Annotated in this window: 15 protein-coding genes; 3 read left to right on the top strand and 12 right to left on the bottom strand. The window is 70.1% G+C overall.

The window, feature by feature from the left end; translation table 11 throughout:
* Positions 1–39 precede the first annotated feature (39 nt).
* The 3 genes from ACFU6I_RS10565 to ACFU6I_RS10555 are packed head-to-tail and all read right to left on the bottom strand — an operon-like array spanning position 40 to position 3730.
* A complete protein-coding gene (locus ACFU6I_RS10565; RefSeq protein ID WP_384363728.1) occupies positions 40–1026 on the bottom strand; it encodes an NAD(P)H-quinone oxidoreductase in 987 nt (328 codons plus the stop codon).
* A 56-nt stretch (positions 1027–1082) separates the two neighbouring features.
* Positions 1083–2213 carry a potassium channel family protein gene (locus tag ACFU6I_RS10560; protein WP_384363726.1) on the bottom strand — a complete coding sequence of 377 codons (1131 nt, stop codon included), beginning with the start codon at positions 2211–2213 and terminating at the stop codon, positions 1083–1085.
* Entirely contained in the window at positions 2171–3730 is a 1560-nt protein-coding gene (locus ACFU6I_RS10555; RefSeq protein WP_384363736.1) for a molybdopterin molybdotransferase MoeA, read from the bottom strand. The genes ACFU6I_RS10560 and ACFU6I_RS10555 overlap by 43 nt, the downstream gene beginning before the upstream one ends.
* Between ACFU6I_RS10555 and ACFU6I_RS10550 the strand changes: the two genes are divergently transcribed.
* Positions 3716–4093, top strand: a complete 378-nt coding sequence (locus tag ACFU6I_RS10550; protein WP_384363738.1) for a hypothetical protein — start codon at positions 3716–3718, stop codon at positions 4091–4093. The two genes, ACFU6I_RS10555 and ACFU6I_RS10550, sit on opposite strands and share 15 nt — an antisense overlap.
* A gap of 110 nt (positions 4094–4203) precedes the next feature.
* Here the strand turns inward: ACFU6I_RS10550 and ACFU6I_RS10545 are convergent, their stop codons facing one another.
* The 4 genes from ACFU6I_RS10545 to pdhA form a co-directional block, all read right to left on the bottom strand.
* Positions 4204–5052 (bottom strand): NTP transferase domain-containing protein, encoded by an 849-nt coding sequence (locus tag ACFU6I_RS10545; RefSeq protein ID WP_384363724.1) that lies wholly within the window; start codon positions 5050–5052, stop codon positions 4204–4206.
* A gap of 84 nt (positions 5053–5136) precedes the next feature.
* Complete coding sequence (locus tag ACFU6I_RS10540) at positions 5137–6531, bottom strand: dihydrolipoamide acetyltransferase family protein (RefSeq protein ID WP_384363722.1); 1395 nt, start codon at positions 6529–6531, stop codon at positions 5137–5139.
* A complete protein-coding gene (locus ACFU6I_RS10535) occupies positions 6531–7562 on the bottom strand; it encodes an alpha-ketoacid dehydrogenase subunit beta (protein ID WP_384363720.1) in 1032 nt (343 codons plus the stop codon). The genes ACFU6I_RS10540 and ACFU6I_RS10535 overlap by 1 nt, the downstream gene beginning before the upstream one ends.
* Positions 7559–8731 carry a pyruvate dehydrogenase (acetyl-transferring) E1 component subunit alpha gene (pdhA, locus tag ACFU6I_RS10530; RefSeq protein ID WP_384363718.1) on the bottom strand — a complete coding sequence of 391 codons (1173 nt, stop codon included), beginning with the start codon at positions 8729–8731 and terminating at the stop codon, positions 7559–7561. The genes ACFU6I_RS10535 and pdhA overlap by 4 nt, the downstream gene beginning before the upstream one ends.
* A gap of 263 nt (positions 8732–8994) precedes the next feature.
* On the opposite strand from pdhA, the gene ACFU6I_RS10525 reads away from it, so the two are divergent.
* Positions 8995–9501, top strand: coding sequence for an Lrp/AsnC family transcriptional regulator (locus ACFU6I_RS10525; protein WP_384363734.1), 507 nt, complete (start codon positions 8995–8997; stop codon positions 9499–9501).
* Positions 9502–9508: 7 nt separating this feature from the next.
* Here the strand turns inward: ACFU6I_RS10525 and ACFU6I_RS10520 are convergent, their stop codons facing one another.
* The gene (locus tag ACFU6I_RS10520) at positions 9509–10297 is read right to left on the bottom strand and encodes an alpha/beta hydrolase family protein (protein ID WP_384363716.1); all 789 of its coding nucleotides are present in this window, start codon (positions 10295–10297) and stop codon (positions 9509–9511) included.
* A gap of 41 nt (positions 10298–10338) precedes the next feature.
* Positions 10339–10932, bottom strand: coding sequence for a TetR/AcrR family transcriptional regulator (locus tag ACFU6I_RS10515; RefSeq protein WP_384363714.1), 594 nt, complete (start codon positions 10930–10932; stop codon positions 10339–10341).
* Between the two features lie 123 nt (positions 10933–11055).
* On the opposite strand from ACFU6I_RS10515, the gene paaN reads away from it, so the two are divergent.
* Positions 11056–12756: a phenylacetic acid degradation protein PaaN gene (gene paaN, locus ACFU6I_RS10510; protein ID WP_384363712.1), complete on the top strand. Its 1701-nt coding sequence runs from the start codon at positions 11056–11058 to the stop codon at positions 12754–12756.
* A 156-nt stretch (positions 12757–12912) separates the two neighbouring features.
* Here paaN and ACFU6I_RS10505 read toward each other — a convergent pair whose 3' ends face one another.
* The 3 genes from ACFU6I_RS10505 to ACFU6I_RS10495 are packed head-to-tail and all read right to left on the bottom strand — an operon-like array spanning position 12913 to position 15706.
* A complete protein-coding gene (locus ACFU6I_RS10505; RefSeq protein ID WP_384363709.1) occupies positions 12913–13647 on the bottom strand; it encodes a TrmH family RNA methyltransferase in 735 nt (244 codons plus the stop codon).
* Complete coding sequence (locus ACFU6I_RS10500; RefSeq protein WP_384363707.1) at positions 13644–14933, bottom strand: HTTM domain-containing protein; 1290 nt, start codon at positions 14931–14933, stop codon at positions 13644–13646. Before ACFU6I_RS10500 ends, ACFU6I_RS10505 begins: the two co-directional genes overlap by 4 nt.
* Positions 14930–15706, bottom strand: a complete 777-nt coding sequence (locus tag ACFU6I_RS10495) for a DUF5819 family protein (RefSeq protein ID WP_384363705.1) — start codon at positions 15704–15706, stop codon at positions 14930–14932. Before ACFU6I_RS10495 ends, ACFU6I_RS10500 begins: the two co-directional genes overlap by 4 nt.
* Positions 15707–15790 lie beyond the last annotated feature (84 nt).

Below are 15790 nucleotides of genomic sequence, written 5' to 3'. Positions count from 1 at the left end.
CACACGAATCTGTGTGCCGGGCCCCGCTGTCCGTACGGCTCAGACCGTCGGCGTCCGCAGAAGCACCTTGCCGATGTGCGCGCTGGACTCCAGCACCCGGTGGGCCTCAGCCGCGTCGGACATCGGCAGGGTACGGTCCACGACCGGCCGGACCACACCGCTGCCGATCAGCGGCCACACGTGCTCGCGCACGGCGGCGACGATGGCGGCCTTCTCCGCAAGGGGGCGTCCGCGCAGCGACGTCGCGGTGACGGCGGCACGCTTGTTCAGCAGGACGCCGAGATTGAGCTCGCCCTTGACGCCGCCCTGAAGACCGATGATGGCGAGCCGGCCGCTGACGGCGAGCGCCTTCACATTCCGGTCCAGGTACTTCGCGCCGACGATGTCGAGGATGACGTCCGCGCCCGCCCCGTCCGTGGCTTTGAGCAACTCCTCGACGAAGTCCTGCTCGCGGTAGTCGATCAGGATGTCGGCACCGAGCTCCGCGCAGCGCGCCAGCTTCTCGGGCCCGCCCGCCGTCACCGCGACCCGCGCACCCACGGCCTTGGCGAGCTGGATCGCCATCGTGCCGATACCACTGGAGCCGCCGTGCACCAACAGCGTCTCGCCGGGGCGCAGATGGGCCACCATGAAGACGTTCGACCAGACGGTCGACGTCACCTCGGGCAGCGCCGCAGCGACCGTCAGGTCGATGCCGTCCGGTACGGGGAGCAGCTGTCCGACAGGTACGGCGACCTTCTCCGCGTATCCGCCGCCCGCCAGCAGCGCACACACCTCGTCGCCGACGGACCAGCCGGTGACACCGGGGCCGATCTCCGTGATCCGGCCGGAGCACTCCAGACCTGGGTAGGGGGACGCGCCGGGCGGCGGGTTGTAGAAGCCCTGCCGCTGGAGCACATCGGCGCGGTTGACCGCGCCGGCCACGACCTCGACGAGGACCTCGCCCTCGCCGGGTACGGGATCGGGGACCTCGGCCCATACGAGCGCGTCGGGGCCACCGGGTTCGGGGATCGTGATCGCATGCATGGCGGCGAGGCTACTCCGTGACTCCGGCGCGCCGAGCGAAGAGACACCCCGGACCTTCACACCCCTTGCTGGCGGGGCGTGTTCAGCGGCGGGGTTTCCGAGACACGCACGATGGTGATCAACCGGTCCGTCAGCTGCAACGGGCTGGCCGCCGGATCGTCGTAACCGAGCAGCCGGTGGCCCCGCAGCACGCTGACGACCAGGTCCTCGGTCTCCCGGACGCTCTTGCCGACCTCGGCCTTTATCACCGGCCGTTCGACGAGGTCGAGGCCGCTGCCCTGCTGGATCAGGTCCTCCATCACCGTGCCCGCACTCGGGCTGAGGACGGAAAGACCCAACAGCCGGCCCGCGGCGCTGGCGCTGGTGATCACGGCGTCGGCGCCGGACTGACGCAGCAGCGGTGCGTTCTCCTCCTCGCGCACCGCCGCGACGATCTTCGCTCCACGGTTGAGCTGCCGCGCCGTCAGCGCGACCAGCACCGCCGTGTCGTCGCGCTGGGTGGCGATGATGATCTGACGTGCCTTCTGGAGCTCGGCTCGCAGCAGCACCTCGCTGCGGGTCGCATCCCCGACGACGCCCACGTAACCTTCGGCGTTCGCTGCCTCGATCACCTTGCTCGCCGGGTCGACGATCACGATCTGTTCCTTCTTCAGACCTGTGGCGCAGAGCGTCTGGATCGCCGAGCGGCCCTTCGTGCCGAAGCCGACGACAACGGTGTGGTCGCGCAAGTTGGTTCTCCAACGGTTCAGCCGGAAGTCCTCCCGGGTCCGCTCCGTCAGGACCTCCAGGGTGGTGCCGACCAGGATGATCAGGAAGAGCACGCGCAGTGGTGTCACGAGCACCACGTTGATCAGCCGTGCGGTGTCGCTGTACGGAGTGATGTCGCCGTACCCGGTGGTGGAGAGGGTGACCGTCGAGTAGTAGACGGCGTCGAGCAGGTCCACCGACTCATCTGCGTTGTCGTGGTAGCCGGAACGATCGACCCAGACGATCAGCACCGTGACGGCGAGGACTATCAGCGCCATCAACAGCCGTTTGGCGACCTGTCGGAGCGGCCTGCCGACGACACGGCGCGGAAGCATGATCCGGGTGGGAACGAGATGCTCGTCGACCCGCCTGGCCATCGCATCGTGGCCGGGAAGTTTCACGTGAAACACCCTTCCGTCCACGGCGTCGCCGAGGCCCACGGTAGATCGAGGATCTCCACCTCGGTGCCGGACCGTACCCCGCCCGGCGGCACGACGGCCAGCCCGTCGGCGGCGGCAATCCCACGGAGCATGGCCGGACCGTTGTAGTGCAGCGGTACGACGTGCTCGGGGCCCGAATCTGTACCGATCCGGTGCACGACAGGGACCAGGCGGGTGTCGTGCGGGTGCCCTTGCACCTCGTCGCGCACGACGACCCGATACGAATCCTCCACCGCCTGGCCGGCCAGCCCGCGCAGCAAGGGCTCCGCGAGCGTGAGGAGACCGGAGACGGCGGCGAGGGGGTTGCCGGGCAGCCCGACGAGATACGGGCCCCCGGAGGTCAGCCGGGTCAGCAGCATCGGGTGACCCGGGCGCACGGCGACGCCGTCGACCAACAGCTCCGCGCCGATCCCGGCGAGCACGGGATGGACGTGGTCGACGGGGCCTGCCGCGGTACCGCCGGTGGTGATGACGAGATCGGCGTCGGAGGTGGTGAGGGCATGCCGGAGGGCCTCACGATCGTCGCCGAGGCGTCGCGGGGCGGAGACCTCGACACCCATCGCCCGGAGCCAGGGGCCGATCATGGGACCCAGGGCGTCCCGGATCAGCCCGTCGTGCGGCAGACCGGTGGTGAGCAGTTCGTCCCCGAGGACGAGCACGTCGACGCGCGGGCGGGAAACCGTCAGCAACTCGTCGTAACCGGCGGCGGCGGACAGCCCGAGGACGGCGGGCGTCACCACCGTTCCGGCGGGCAGAAGTTGATCGCCGGAACGGCACTCCTGGCCACGCGGCCGGATGTCCTGCCCGGGAACCACCTGGCGCTGCGCGTACAACAGCCCCTTGGCCTCGTCGGCGTGAGCGTGTTCGCTCCGGATGACAGCGGTGCCATTGGCCGGGATGCGGGCGCCGGTGGCGATCCGTACGGCATCGCCGTCGGGAAGCGGAGCGGGCGCACTGTGCCCGGCCAGAATGCCCAGCCCTTGATCTCCGTCGTCGCCTCTTCGAAGAGTCCAGGGCCCGGGCCCGGCAACGACCCAGCCGTCCATGGCGGAGGTGTCGAAGGACGGCAGATCGGTGAGCGCGGTAAGCGGTTCGGCCAGCACGCGTCCGATGGCCCGGTCGAGGGTGAGCCGCAGAGTGCGGGGTGGGGCGGACCGCCCGGCCCGCGCAGCGAGAGCACGGGCCTCGCCCCAGGCGGTGGCATGGCCGCGCTGAATGTCTGCGCGTCGGTCGCGGGTGCGCGGGTCGCGGGCGGAATCGGGGTCGGATTCGGGGGCGGAGGAGTGACCGGAGGGCTGTCGGCCAGGGGCGCGGCCGGGGCTGTGGCCGGCACCGTGGTCAGTGCCCTGGTGAACGCTTGAGCCGGGACCGGGGCCAGGGCTCTGAACGGGGTCCGGGCCCGATCCCTGCCCAGGGACGTGGTCAGGGCTGTGGTCAGGACTCTGCTCCGAGAACCCGACCCCAGGCTGCGACTGAGCCACTGATCGGGGCTCCCGCGGGGGTTGGCGCCCGACCAGCGCGAGCGCCTGGTCGACAGCCCGGTCCTCCTCCTCGGCGGCGCGAGCCTGCTCGGCCGCGCGGGCCTCTGCGGCGGCGCGAGCCTCTGCGCCTGCACGGGCCTCCTCCGCAACACGAGCCCCTCCGGCGACACGGGCGCCCTCGGCGTTCGGGACCTCACCCTCCGCTCGAGCCTGACCGGCCGCCGGGGCAACCCCTGCAACTGCGGCCCCCCTGGCGGCCCGGGCTTCTCCTGCGACACCGTCCTGGCCGGCGGCCCGAGCTTCTCCTGCAACACCGGTACCCGCGGCAGCCCGGTCCTGATCCACTGCGGTGGCACGGCCGGCCGCCGGAGCCTCCGCGACGGCACCGACCTCCCCTGAGGTCAGGACGGCGGGCCGGTCCGCCCCCGGACCTCTGCTCCCCGGATCCGGATGGGGCCCAGGCGTCCAGTCGTCGGCCGCGCCCCCGTCGACCTTGCGTCGGGGCGTCGTCATGGCGTCTCGGCCTCGTCCGCCCAGCGAAGAGCGAGCGCGGCCGCCTTCCGGGCGGCTTCGGCCACAGCCTCGGCTCCGCCGCCGTCGCCGCTCGCCTTCGCCGCCGCGTACCCGACCAGGAAGGTCGTCAGGGGTGCGGCGGGCCGGGCCACACCGTGGGCGGCATCACGGGCGAGGTCGAGCAGGACATCGGTGTCGACGTCGAGTTCGATACCCAGTTCGTTCTTGACTGCGGTGATCCATTCGTCCAGCACGGTCCCATGCTCTCTGATCCGGGCTCGGGCTGCGGCAATGTCTTCCCAGGTGTCGCAGTCGAAGGAGGCGAGCGGACTGGCCTCGACGCGGGAGAGGTCCAGTTCGTGCGTCAGCAGGCGCAGAGGGAGCCCGGCCAGGCTGCCGTGCTCGGTGGCCAGCAGTGCCAGCTCGCGACGGAGCGGCTCGGAACGGTAGACGGCGACCAGCGGCTGGTCCCGCCCGTCCTGATCGACACACAGTGCCCCGTCACGCTCCCCTTGAGCAGCTGCGGCCAGCAGTTCCTTGACCGTGCTCTCCCCCAGGAACGGCAGATCGGCGGAGAGCACGAGCAGATGCCCGGCAGTCGTGAGCCGCACCCCGGCGCCGAGCGCCGCCAACGGCCCGCCGCCCTGAGGCTCTTCGCGCGCCCAGGTCACTGGGCGTACGGTGGGCCGCCGACCGCCCACCACAACGGTCGCTGCGGCGTCGGCGCAGGCGGCGAGCACCCGGTCGAGCAGCGCCCGGCCCCCCACCCGCAGGGCTGGTTTGTCGGCACCCCCGAGGCGCTTGGCGGCCCCTCCGGCAAGGACGATGGCGTCATACACGGTCATGCCCCGAGTATGCGTGCCGCACGCTCCCGTTGAACCTCCCCGTTCCCTTCCTGCTCGCTCTCCTCCGCTTCCTCTCTTCTTCTCCTACAACGTGCGCAACAGCAGCGCAGGCTGTTCCACGCAGTCGGCCACGTATCGCAGGAAGCCGCCTGCCGTGCCGCCGTCACAGACCCGGTGGTCGAAGGTCAGCGAGAGCTGAACGACCTGGCGCACGGCCAACTCGCCCTGGTGTACCCACGGTTTGGCCACGATGCGACCGACCCCCAGCATGGCCGCCTCCGGATGGTTGATGATCGGTGTCGACCCGTCGACCCCGAACACCCCGTAGTTGTTCAGCGTGAACGTGCCGCCGCTCAAATCCGCCGGGGTCAGCTTCCCCGTCCGGGCAGCCTCGGTCAGTCGGCCGATCTCGGCACCGATCGACTCCGCGTTACGGTCCTGCGCATTCCGCACGACAGGGACGACCAGCCCCCGGTCGGTCTGGGCCGCGAACCCCAGATGGACGTCACGCAGCCGCACGATCTCCCGCGCGTCCAGGTCCACCGTGGAGTTGAGCTCGGGGAACCGGGCGAGCGCCGCCGTGCAGATACGGGCCAGCAGGGCAAGCACCGACACCTTCGGCCCCGCAGCCGGACCGCCGGCACCGTTCATCGCGGCTCTCGCGGCCATCAGCTCGGTGGCGTCCGCGTCGACCCAGCACGTGGCGTCGGGTATCTCGCGCCGGCTGCGCGCCAACTTCTCGGCGACCGCGCCCCGTACACCGCGCAACGGAATCCGCTCCCCGGCGGCCTGACGGCCGGCCGACGGGGCCATCGATGCCGGGGACGACGCCGAAACCGAAGCCGGGACTGCGGACACGGGAGCCGGCTCGGCCGTTGCGCTCGCCGCCGCTCTGATGGCGGACTCGACATCGGACCGGAGGATCAGACCGTCCGGCCCCGACCCCGTCAGTTGCCGCAGATCGAGATCATGCTGCCGCGCCAGTTTCCGCACCAAGGGCGAGATGACCGCCACCGGCCCCGGTTCCTCACCGGGAACCGCCGCTGGGATCGCCCCTGCGAACGCCACCGGGGCCGGCTCCGCCGCAGGGACCGTCACAGACCCCGCACCGGAGAGCGCCTCGGGCCGAACCCGCCGACGACGCGCCGCCGGTGCTCCCGTCCCGTACCCCACCAGCACGTTGCCGGACGACTCGGCCTCCGCAGCCCCAGCAGCGGAGAGTTCTCCCGCAGTGGACCCGACCGCCACCGTCAACAACGGCGCCCCGACCGGAAGTTCCGCGCCCTCCGCACCGAACCTGGCGGTCACCACGCCTCCGTAGGGGCACGGCACCTCCACCATCGCCTTGGCCGTCTCGACCTCGACGACCGGCTGGTCGATGGCGACCACATCGCCGACCTCCACCAGCCAGCGCACGATCTCCGCCTCGGTCAGTCCTTCGCCGAGGTCGGGCAGCTTGAATTCGAGCACCTGGGGCATCAGCTCTCCGCCTCCCACTGCAGTCGCGCGACCGCGTCGAGCACCCGGTCCACGCCCGGCAGATGGTGGCGCTCCAGCATCGGCGGCGGATAGGGGATGTCGAATCCGGCGACCCGCAGCACCGGCGCCTCCAGGTGGTGGAAGCAGCGCTCGGTGATCCGGGCGGCGATCTCCCCGCCGGGGCCACCGAACCCGGACGACTCATGGACGACGACCGCACGACCGGTGCGCCGCACCGAAGCGGCGACCGTCTCGTCGTCGAACGGGACCAGCGAGCGCAGATCGACCACCTCGAGGTCCCAGCCCTCCTCGACGGCCGCTTCCGCAGCCTCCAGGCAGACGGGCAGGGAGGGCCCGTACGTGATCAGCGTCGCGCTGCGCCCGGGGCGGCGGACGACGGCCCGCCCGATCGGCTCGACGGCCACCGGCGACTCCGGCGACCAGGCCGCCTTCGACCAGTACAGCCGCTTCGGCTCCAGGAAGACCACCGGGTCGTCGGAGGCGATCGAGGCCCGCAGCAGCCCGTACGCGTCGTCGACCGTGGCGGGCGTGACGACATGCAGGCCGGGCGTGGCCATGTAGTAAGCCTCGGACGAGTCGCTGTGGTGCTCGACCCCGCCGATCCCGCCGCCGTACGGCACCCGCACCGTGATAGGCAGCGGCATGGCACCACGGGTCCGGTTCCGCATCCTGGCGACGTGGCTGATGAGTTGCTCGAACGCCGGGTAGGCGAACGCGTCGAACTGCATCTCCACCACGGGCCGCAGCCCGTACATCGCCATGCCGACAGCCGTCCCGAGGATGCCCGCCTCGGCCAGCGGCGTGTCCGTACAGCGGTCCTCGCCGAACTCCTTCGCCAGCCCGTCGGTGATCCGGAAGACCCCGCCGAGCGTGCCGACGTCCTCACCGAGGACATGCACCGTCGGGTCCTCGGCCATCGAGTCGCGCAGCGCACGCCCCAGTGCCTGCGCCATGGTGGCCGGCTTGGCCCTCTCCGTCTGTTCGCCGGCCATGGCTGCCACCGTCGTCATCGCCCTCCCTCCGCACCATGTGGGCCGCTCTGGCCGTGGTGGTCCTGCTCGGCGTCGAGCTCGACCCGCAACCGGGCCGCCTGCTCACGCAGTTGCGTCGTCTGTTCCGCATACACATGGGTGAAGAGGTCCATCGGATCGAGCACCGGATCGGCGTTCATCCGCTCGCGGAGCCCGGCGGCCATCCGCTCCGCGGCCGCGCGCGCCTCCTCGATACCGTCTTCGGCGAGCAGCCCGCGCTCGGTCAGTTCCCGCTCCAGAAGCTGAATGGGGTCGTGCGCCCGCCACGCCTCCACCTCGCTGTCGACGCGGTAGCGCGTGGCGTCGTCTGCGTTCGTATGGGCGTCCATCCGGTACGTCACAGCCTCGACGAGCGTCGGACCGCCTCCGGCCCTCGCCCGCGCCACTGCCTCGCCGAGCACTTGGTGCACCGCGGCCGCGTCATTGCCGTCGACCAGCCGGCCCGGCATCCCGTACCCCACTGCCTTGTGCGCCAGTGACGGCGCCGCCGTCTGCTTGGCCAGGGGCACGGAGATGGCAAAGCCGTTGTTCTGGACCAGGAAGACCACGGGGGCCCGCCAGACGGCCGCGAAATTCAGCGCCTCGTGGAAGTCACCCTCGCTGGTGCCGCCGTCGCCGACCATGGCGAGCGCGACCACGTCGTCGCCCGCCAGCCGCGCCGCGTGCGCCAGGCCCACGGCGTGCGGGAGCTGGGTGGCGAGCGGCGTGCAGAGCGGGGCGATGCGGTGCTCGCGCGGGTCGTAACCGGTGTGCCGGTCGCCGCGCAGCAGGGTCAGTGCCTCGACCGGATCGAGACCGCGCGCGACCGCCGCGAGGGTGTCGCGGTAGCTGGGAAAGAGCCAGTCACGCTCCTCCAGCACCAGCGCCGCGGCTATCTCGCAGGCCTCCTGCCCGGTGCTGGAGGGGTAGACGGCAAGTCGGCCCTGCTTGGTGAGGGCAGTCGCCTGTGCGTTGTACCGCCGGCCGCGCACCAGCTCGGCATAGAGCCGCAGGAGCAGCTCGGGGTCTGCGTCGGCCGCGGCGTCCGTACCGAGCACGCGGTACGGCTCGGGGTCCGGGAGCAGCGGCGCGGGGTCGGTGAGCGGCTTCCAGGCCGGGGGCGGCGTGGGCCGGTAAGCGGCCGCGCCGGGCAGCTCTTGGACCGTCATGACAAGCACCTCCTGGCATCGAGGGGTATCGAGCGGCATCTGGCGATATCGAGGGATCACCCGATATCGAGGGGTGGCTGAATATGCCGAAATATCGAGCACGTACCGAGGCGCGGTGTGGTGTGCCTCACCTACCGATTGTTCGGTCGCGAACGCATTTTGGCTACAGGCACCGTCAGCCTGTGGACAAACGGTTCTCCACAGCCTGGGATAGGGGCAGGTCGTCCAGGGCAGGGAGGCACGAGGACATGGCAGCTGAACAAATGGCCGACGGAGCCGAGGACCCCGGCCGGGTTCCGCCCGCGCGGCCCCTCGACGGCATCGACCGCGACATCCTCCGACTGCTGCAGACGGACGGCCGCGCCTCGATACGGTCGGTGGCCGACCGCGTCCATGTCTCGCGCGCCAACGCCTACGCCCGGATCAACCGGCTCATCGACGACGGAGTGATCCGCGGCTTCAGCGCGCGGGTGGACCATGAGCGGGCGGGGCAGGGCGCCTCCGCGTACATCACGCTCAAGATCGTCCAGAACACCTGGCGAACGGTGCGCGAGCAGCTCCAGGCCCTGCCGGGGGCCACCCACATCGCACTGGTCAGCGGCGATTTCGACGTACTGCTGCTCGTGCACACACCGGACAACCGGTCGCTGCGCGAACTCGTCCTGACCAGGATCCAGGCCATCCCCGAGGTGCTCTCCACCCGCACGCTGCTGGTGTTCGAGGAGACGGACCTGGCTCCGGGCCCCGAGCGCCCCACCGAGCTGACCTAGGAGGAGCTCACGAACCGTACTTCTTGAGGAACGCCTGTACCGCGGCCCAGTTCTCCTGGCTGCTGAGCAATGCCACTCCGTGCTCGCCGCCGCCCTTGACGTAGATCAGCTTGTGCTCCGCCGCCTTGTTGCTCGCCCGGTTCAGCGTCTTCGCGTCGTCCCCGAAGTATTCGTCGTACTCGGCGGCCATGTAGAGCACCGGCGCCGTCAGCTTGGGCACGGCGCCCAGCGCGTTCATTCCGGAGTACAGCGTCGGCGCGGAGAGCGAGACCACCGCGTCCGGCTGGGGCTCCAGCTCCGGCGCCGCGGTGAGCACGGCGGTACCCCCCTTGGACGCCCCCATCAGCAGCAGCTTCTTCGCGCCCTTGCCGCGCAGATACCCGGCCGCTCCGACGATCTCGGAGACCTCCTGGCCCGCCGAATTGACCGCGAGCACCCGATAGCCGAGCCGGTGCAGCTCATCGGCCTTGTCCTTCCACTGGCAGGCGGTGCCGTCGGACTGGTGGGCCAGTACGATCCCCGCGCCTGTCCCGGCGCCGCTCGCGCCGCCGGGCATATAGCCGCCGGTCTCGGTGGAGTCGGCGGACTTGAAGGTGATGGAGGTCGCCTCGGCCTCGGCCGATGTCAGACAGCCGAAGTCGTCAGGCTGCCGGGCCTCCTCACTCGTGTCCGCCCCCTTCTCGGCACCGCTGCCACCCTTGCCGCCGCTGCCGCCCCCTCCGCAGCCGGTCAGCGACACGGCGGCAAGCAACGTGACAGCGCACAGGAACCCGGGAACACGAAGGACGGCGGCCATGCCGAAGGATGGTGGTCTTGACCTGTCCTGCCGTCAACGGTTCAGCGGTCGGACCGCATCCCCTCGAAGGCCAGCTGGACGACTGTGTCCGCCAGCTGCTCCCCCTCGGCGTCGCCGCCCGGCTGCGGCCGGTACCACTCCACCAGAGAGTTGACCATTCCGAAGAGCAGCCTTGTCGCCAGCCGTATGTCCACGTCGGAGCGGAGATCGCCGTCCGCGACGGCCGCCTTCAGCAGTTCGGCCACCCGCTGGTCGAACTCACGCCTACGCTCCATGGCCCAGCGCTCGGCCTTCGTATTGCCCCGCACGCGCAGCAACAAAGTGACGTAGGGCAGCTCGGCTATCAGCACCTCGACGGTACGTCGCGTGACGTACTCGACCCGCTCGATCGCGCGCCCCCGCGTCGCACCCGGCTCGTCGAGAATCCGGAAGAGCCCGTCCAGTGCCCGGCTGACCGCGCGCCGCAGCAGCTCTTCCTTGCCCGCGACGTGGTGATAGATGGACGATTTGGAGATGCCCGCCGCCTTGGACAGGTGCTCCATGGACGTGCCGTCGTAACCGCGCTCGTTGAAGACACGGACGGCGACGGTGAGGAGAGTCTCCGGGGTGTACGTGTCCCGCTTGGCCGTGGTCATGTCCGCGATCCTCCCCTACGAGTTGTCCACAGGTTTCGTGGGGCCCCTTGTACCGACCGATCGTTCGGTTACTCTAACTCTGTCCGCCCGTCCCTGCCCAGCTCGATGAGGAGTTGGTCCGTCATGGCCGCCGAGCTCTCCCCGCACCTGCTCTCCGAGAAGCACCGCCCCACGCTCGACCAGAGCCTCGACGCGATCCACACGCGCGCGTACTGGTCCCCGCACCCCGAGCACCCGAAGGCGTACGGCGAGGGCGGCGCACCGGGCAGTCTGAGCGCCGCCGAGGGCAAGGCCGCCTTCGACTCCGTGCTGCACACTCGGTTCGACCTCGGCCAGCCGGGCACCGACGGCTGGACGGGCGGCGAGATCTCGCCCTACGGACCGGAGCTCGGCGTCGAGTACCCGCACGCCGACCTGGATGTGCTGCTTCCGGCGATGCGCGCCGGAATGGCGGCGTGGCGCCAGGCGGGGCCCGAGACCAGGGCGCTGGTCTGTCTGGAGATCCTGGCGCGGATCAGCGCCCGCACCCATGAGTTCGGGCACGCCGTGATGCACACCAGCGGTCAGGCCTTCATGATGGCGTTCCAGGCGGGCGGCCCGCATGCCCAGGACCGCGGCCTGGAGGCGGTGGCGTATGCCTACGAGGAGCAGGTCCGCACCCCGCGGACGGCGGACTGGTCCAAGCCGCAGGGAAAGCGCGATCCACTGCAGCTGCACAAGACGTACATCGCGGCGGGCCGCGGCATCGCGCTGCTGATCGGCTGCAACACCTTCCCCACATGGAACGGCTATCCGGGACTGTTCGCCTCTCTGGCCACCGGAAATCCCGTCCTGGTGAAGCCGCACCCGCGCGCCGTGCTCCCCCTGGCGCTCACGGTACAGGTGGCCCGCGAGGTACTGAGCGAGGCCGGCTTCGACCCCAATCTCGTCTGCCTGGCCGCCGAGCGACCGGGCGAGGGCATCGCCAAGGCCCTGGCGGTCCGCCCCGAGATCAAGATCATCGACTACACCGGATCCACCGCCTTCGGCGACTGGCTGGAGGCCAACGCCCGCCAGGCACAGGTCTACACGGAGAAGGCGGGGGTCAACACGATCGTCGTCGACTCCACCGACGACTACCGCGGCATGCTGTCCAACCTGGCGTTCTCCCTCTCCCTGTACAGCGGCCAGATGTGCACCACCCCGCAGAACCTGCTGATCCCCCGGGACGGCATCGCGACGGACACGGGCGACAAGACGTACGACGACGTGGTGGGCGACATCGCCGCCGCGGTCACCGGCCTGCTGGGCGACGACGCCCGGGCGAACGCGCTGCTCGGCGCGCTGGTCAACCCCGACGTGAAGGCCCGCCTGGAGGCCGCGGCAGGGCTGGGCGAAGTCGCCTTGGCCTCAAGAGCGGTGGCCAACCCGGAGTTCCCCGACGCGGTGGTCCGTACCCCGGTCGTCGTAAAGCTCGACAGCACGAAGCCGGACGACGAAGCGGCGTATCTGTCGGAGTGCTTCGGACCGGTGGCCTTCGCGGTCGCGGTCGACTCGACGGCGGACGCGGTGGAGCTGCTGCGCCGCACGATCCGCGACAAGGGCGCGATGACGGTCGGGGCGTACACGACGTCGCCGGAGGTGGAGCGCGCGGTGGAAGACGTCTGCCTGGACGAGTCGGCTCAGCTCTCGCTGAACCTGACGGGCGGGGTGTACGTCAACCAGACTGCGGCGTTCTCCGACTTCCACGGCTCGGGCGGCAACCCTGCGGCCAACGCGGCCCTGTGCGACGGGGCGTTCGTATCAAATCGCTTCCGCATGGTGGAAGTCCGCCGCCAGGCCTGACAGAGCACGCCCCGCCCCGGCTCCAGCCCCTCGACGCCTCTTCAGCTCCTCCGGCGTTCGAGGAGCAGGACCCGGGGGGCGGAGCCCCGATCACGGGAAGGGACGCGAGAGACCCGCCGCAGGCGCCCTGCCCGCACAGTCGGGTACCCCTCGGCCTCAGCCCGCTCCCACGCCCCCCGAAATATCCGCATACCTCTGCACCCACGCGTGCATGGCAATGGCCGCCGCAGCCCCTGCATTGATCGACCGCGTGGATCCGAACTGCGCAATCGAGCACACCATCGTCGCGTGCTCACGCGCCTCCTCGGTCAGCCCCGGCCCCTCCTGCCCGAAGAGCAGCACACACCGCCGCGGCAGCTCTGTCCGCTCCAGCGGCACCGCCCCCGGCAGATTGTCGATCCCGATGATCGGCAGCCCCTCGGCCGCCGCCCAGGCGGTCAGATCCGCCGTATCGGGGTGATGCCGCACATGCTGGTACCGGTCGGTGACCATCGCACCGCGCCGATTCCACCGCCGCCGGCCCACAATGTGGATCTCCTTGGCGAGGAAGGCGTTCGCAGTCCGCACCACCGATCCGATATTGAAGTCGTGGCCCCAGTTCTCCACCGCTACATGGAAATCGTGCCGCCGAAGATCCAGATCGGCGACGATCGCCTCCCGCGTCCAGTAGCGGTACTCGTCACCGACATTGCGCCGGTCGCCCTGGGCGAGCAGCTCGGGGTCGTACCGCTCGCCCTCGGGCCAGGGCAGCGGATGCGGCCCGACGCCGATCTCCGCCCCGAATCCGTCGTCGTACTGCAACGCCTCCGCGGACTGCTCGCCGACCCCGAGGCCATCGGCCGACGGGCTCTCACCGCTGCTGCTCCTGCTACTGCCGGTATCACTGCTCACCCGACGAGCGTATGGCCACCGCTTCCGCTGTGCTGCGGGACCTCCTCCTCGCCGCCCTGCTGCCGCTCGGGCACCTGGCCCGTGCGCGAGAACAGCAGCTGCCGCCCGAGCGTCACCCGGCCGCCCAGCCAGACCAGGAAGACCGTCGGCAGGAAGACGGAGTCGGCGGCGATCATCGCCATCGAGAAGAAGGGCAGTCCCAGCAGCAGGGCGATGCCCGCGTGCTCGCACATCATGGCGACGAGCAGGACGTTCTTGACGCGCCGGTTGAAGAGAGTGAAGGGGAAGGCGACCTGCACGATGACCGTGCCGTACGTCAGCACCATGACCATCACGCCGCTGGACGCGAGGAGGTCCGACAGCGCGGGCCACGGGGTGAAGTAGTCGAGATTGAGCGGGTAGTACAGCGCCGTGCCATCCTGCCAACGCGATCCCTGGATCTTGTACCAGCCCGCGGTCGCGTAGATCAGACAGACCTCGGCCATAATCACGACAAGAGTGGCGTTGTGCACGAGGTTGGCGAGCACATCGAGCAGCATGCGCGGTTCGCTCTGCGGCGCGTAACGGTTCACGGCCCACCAGACACCGTGCCCGATCCACAGCACCCAGAAGAGAGTCGGCAGCCACCAGGTGCCACCGAGGCCGTCCGTCGCCGTTGCCACAACGAGGACGAGGCCGAGCACAAGCCACAGAATCGTCCCGGCGACATTCGAGGCCGGCCGGGCGGCTCCCGCATCCTGCGACCGCGCCCCCGGCCCCTGCTCCGACTTCGGCTCGGCCTCCGCCCCTGACTCCGCGCGGCGTGTCCGCGCCGCACGTCGCGCATCCAGCGACCAGACCTGCCCGCAGCGCGTCAGCACAAGGTAGATCGCCATCAGATGGACGACGTTGTCCCCGCCGTCGCCCAGGAAAATGCTGCGGTTCTGCAGCGAGAGGACACCGACCATGAACAGGACGGACATCGCGCGGGTGTGCCAGCCGACCATCAGCAGTGCGGCGGAAAGCAGGACGACCGCATAGACGGTCTCGAACCAGACCGTGCTGTCCGACCACATGAGCACCGAGAGGGAATCATTGCCCGATATGAGCTGCTTCGCCATGTCCCAGTGCCATGGGGCGTCGGGGCCGTACATCTCATGGCGGTGCGGCTGCTCGCGCAACAGGAACAGCAGGTACGTGGCGGAGAAACCGATCCGGATCACGGCGCTCTGATACGGGCCGAGGGCCGAGGAAGTGATGCGCTGGACGCCGCGGGCGAGCTTGCGGCCGGGGGAAGCCGTACTCACTTCACCGCCTCCTTGGTGTTCTCGGGGAGGTCGGCGGGGGTGACGGTCCACCACGGAAGCACCCGGTAATTCGGCTTGGTGCTGATCTTCTCCGTGCTCCACGGCGGCGCGGAGACGGAACGCACCTCGGAGCGGACCTGGATGCGCTCGACGGTGCCGCCGTAGTCGTGCTCGCCGAGGCGCAACATCACGATGCGGCGGATGTAGCGCTCGGAGAGATTGCCGCGCAGGCCGTTCGGGCGGTTCTCGACGTCGTGGGAGTTGAGATAGAAGTCCCAGGCGCGGCGGAGCTGGTTCTGGTGGATGTGGCTGGGGAGGAGATTGCCTCGTATCCCTCTGCCGTCCTCGACCGAGAGACTCATCCACCCAGTGGTGCGACGACCGTCGGGACCGGCTATCTCGGCCCGTACGTGCACGGCGACGTTCTGCTGGAGCGGATTGGGAGCGAAGAGCTTCCAGTTCTGCTCGAACTCGGGATAGACCCAGTCGTCGACCGCTTTGCCGTGCTGCTTGGTCAGGGTGTTGGACGGGGCGACGTGCAGAAACACCATGGCCAGATGGGTGCAGGCGATCATCCCGATGACCGACAGCGCGATCGCGGTGACGATCTGGTAGGGAAGGGACAGCCCGGCTATACCGGAACGAACCGGTGCGGGAGCTCCGGCGAATTCAGCGGGCGGTGTCGTACGGACGGGCCGGTCCGAACCCGGATCCACCCCCGGTCCACCACTCCCGTCCCCGTCTCCGACGCCCCTGTCGTCGTACGAATCCATCCCGCCCCGATCCCCGTCGATCCCCGGTCAGTTATCCACAGGGTTGACACCCTACGGGCCGTCGACACACCATTGAAGTCATTG

This window comes from Streptomyces sp. NPDC057486 (assembly GCF_042802415.1).
Classification (GTDB): domain Bacteria; phylum Actinomycetota; class Actinomycetes; order Streptomycetales; family Streptomycetaceae; genus Streptomyces; species Streptomyces yanii.
Note: the sequence above shows the minus strand (reverse complement) of the source record. Positions and strands in the feature narration are given on the sequence as shown.

Bases quoted from the DNA above. Each gene is read 5' to 3' on its own strand.
- ACFU6I_RS10565 (WP_384363728.1), bottom strand. From the start codon at position 1,026: ATGCATGCGATCACGATCCCCGAACCCGGTGGCCCCGACGCGCTCGTA.
- ACFU6I_RS10545 (WP_384363724.1), bottom strand. From the start codon at position 5,052: ATGACCGTGTATGACGCCATCGTCCTTGCCGGAGGGGCCGCCAAGCGC.
- ACFU6I_RS10540 (WP_384363722.1), bottom strand. From the start codon at position 6,531: ATGCCCCAGGTGCTCGAATTCAAGCTGCCCGACCTCGGCGAAGGACTG.
- ACFU6I_RS10535 (WP_384363720.1), bottom strand. From the start codon at position 7,562: ATGACGACGGTGGCAGCCATGGCCGGCGAACAGACGGAGAGGGCCAAG.
- pdhA (WP_384363718.1), bottom strand. From the start codon at position 8,731: ATGACGGTCCAAGAGCTGCCCGGCGCGGCCGCTTACCGGCCCACGCCG.
- ACFU6I_RS10525 (WP_384363734.1), top strand. From the start codon at position 8,995: ATGGCCGACGGAGCCGAGGACCCCGGCCGGGTTCCGCCCGCGCGGCCC.
- ACFU6I_RS10520 (WP_384363716.1), bottom strand. From the start codon at position 10,297: ATGGCCGCCGTCCTTCGTGTTCCCGGGTTCCTGTGCGCTGTCACGTTG.
- ACFU6I_RS10515 (WP_384363714.1), bottom strand. From the start codon at position 10,932: ATGACCACGGCCAAGCGGGACACGTACACCCCGGAGACTCTCCTCACC.
- paaN (WP_384363712.1), top strand. From the start codon at position 11,056: ATGGCCGCCGAGCTCTCCCCGCACCTGCTCTCCGAGAAGCACCGCCCC.
- ACFU6I_RS10495 (WP_384363705.1), bottom strand. From the start codon at position 15,706: ATGGATTCGTACGACGACAGGGGCGTCGGAGACGGGGACGGGAGTGGT.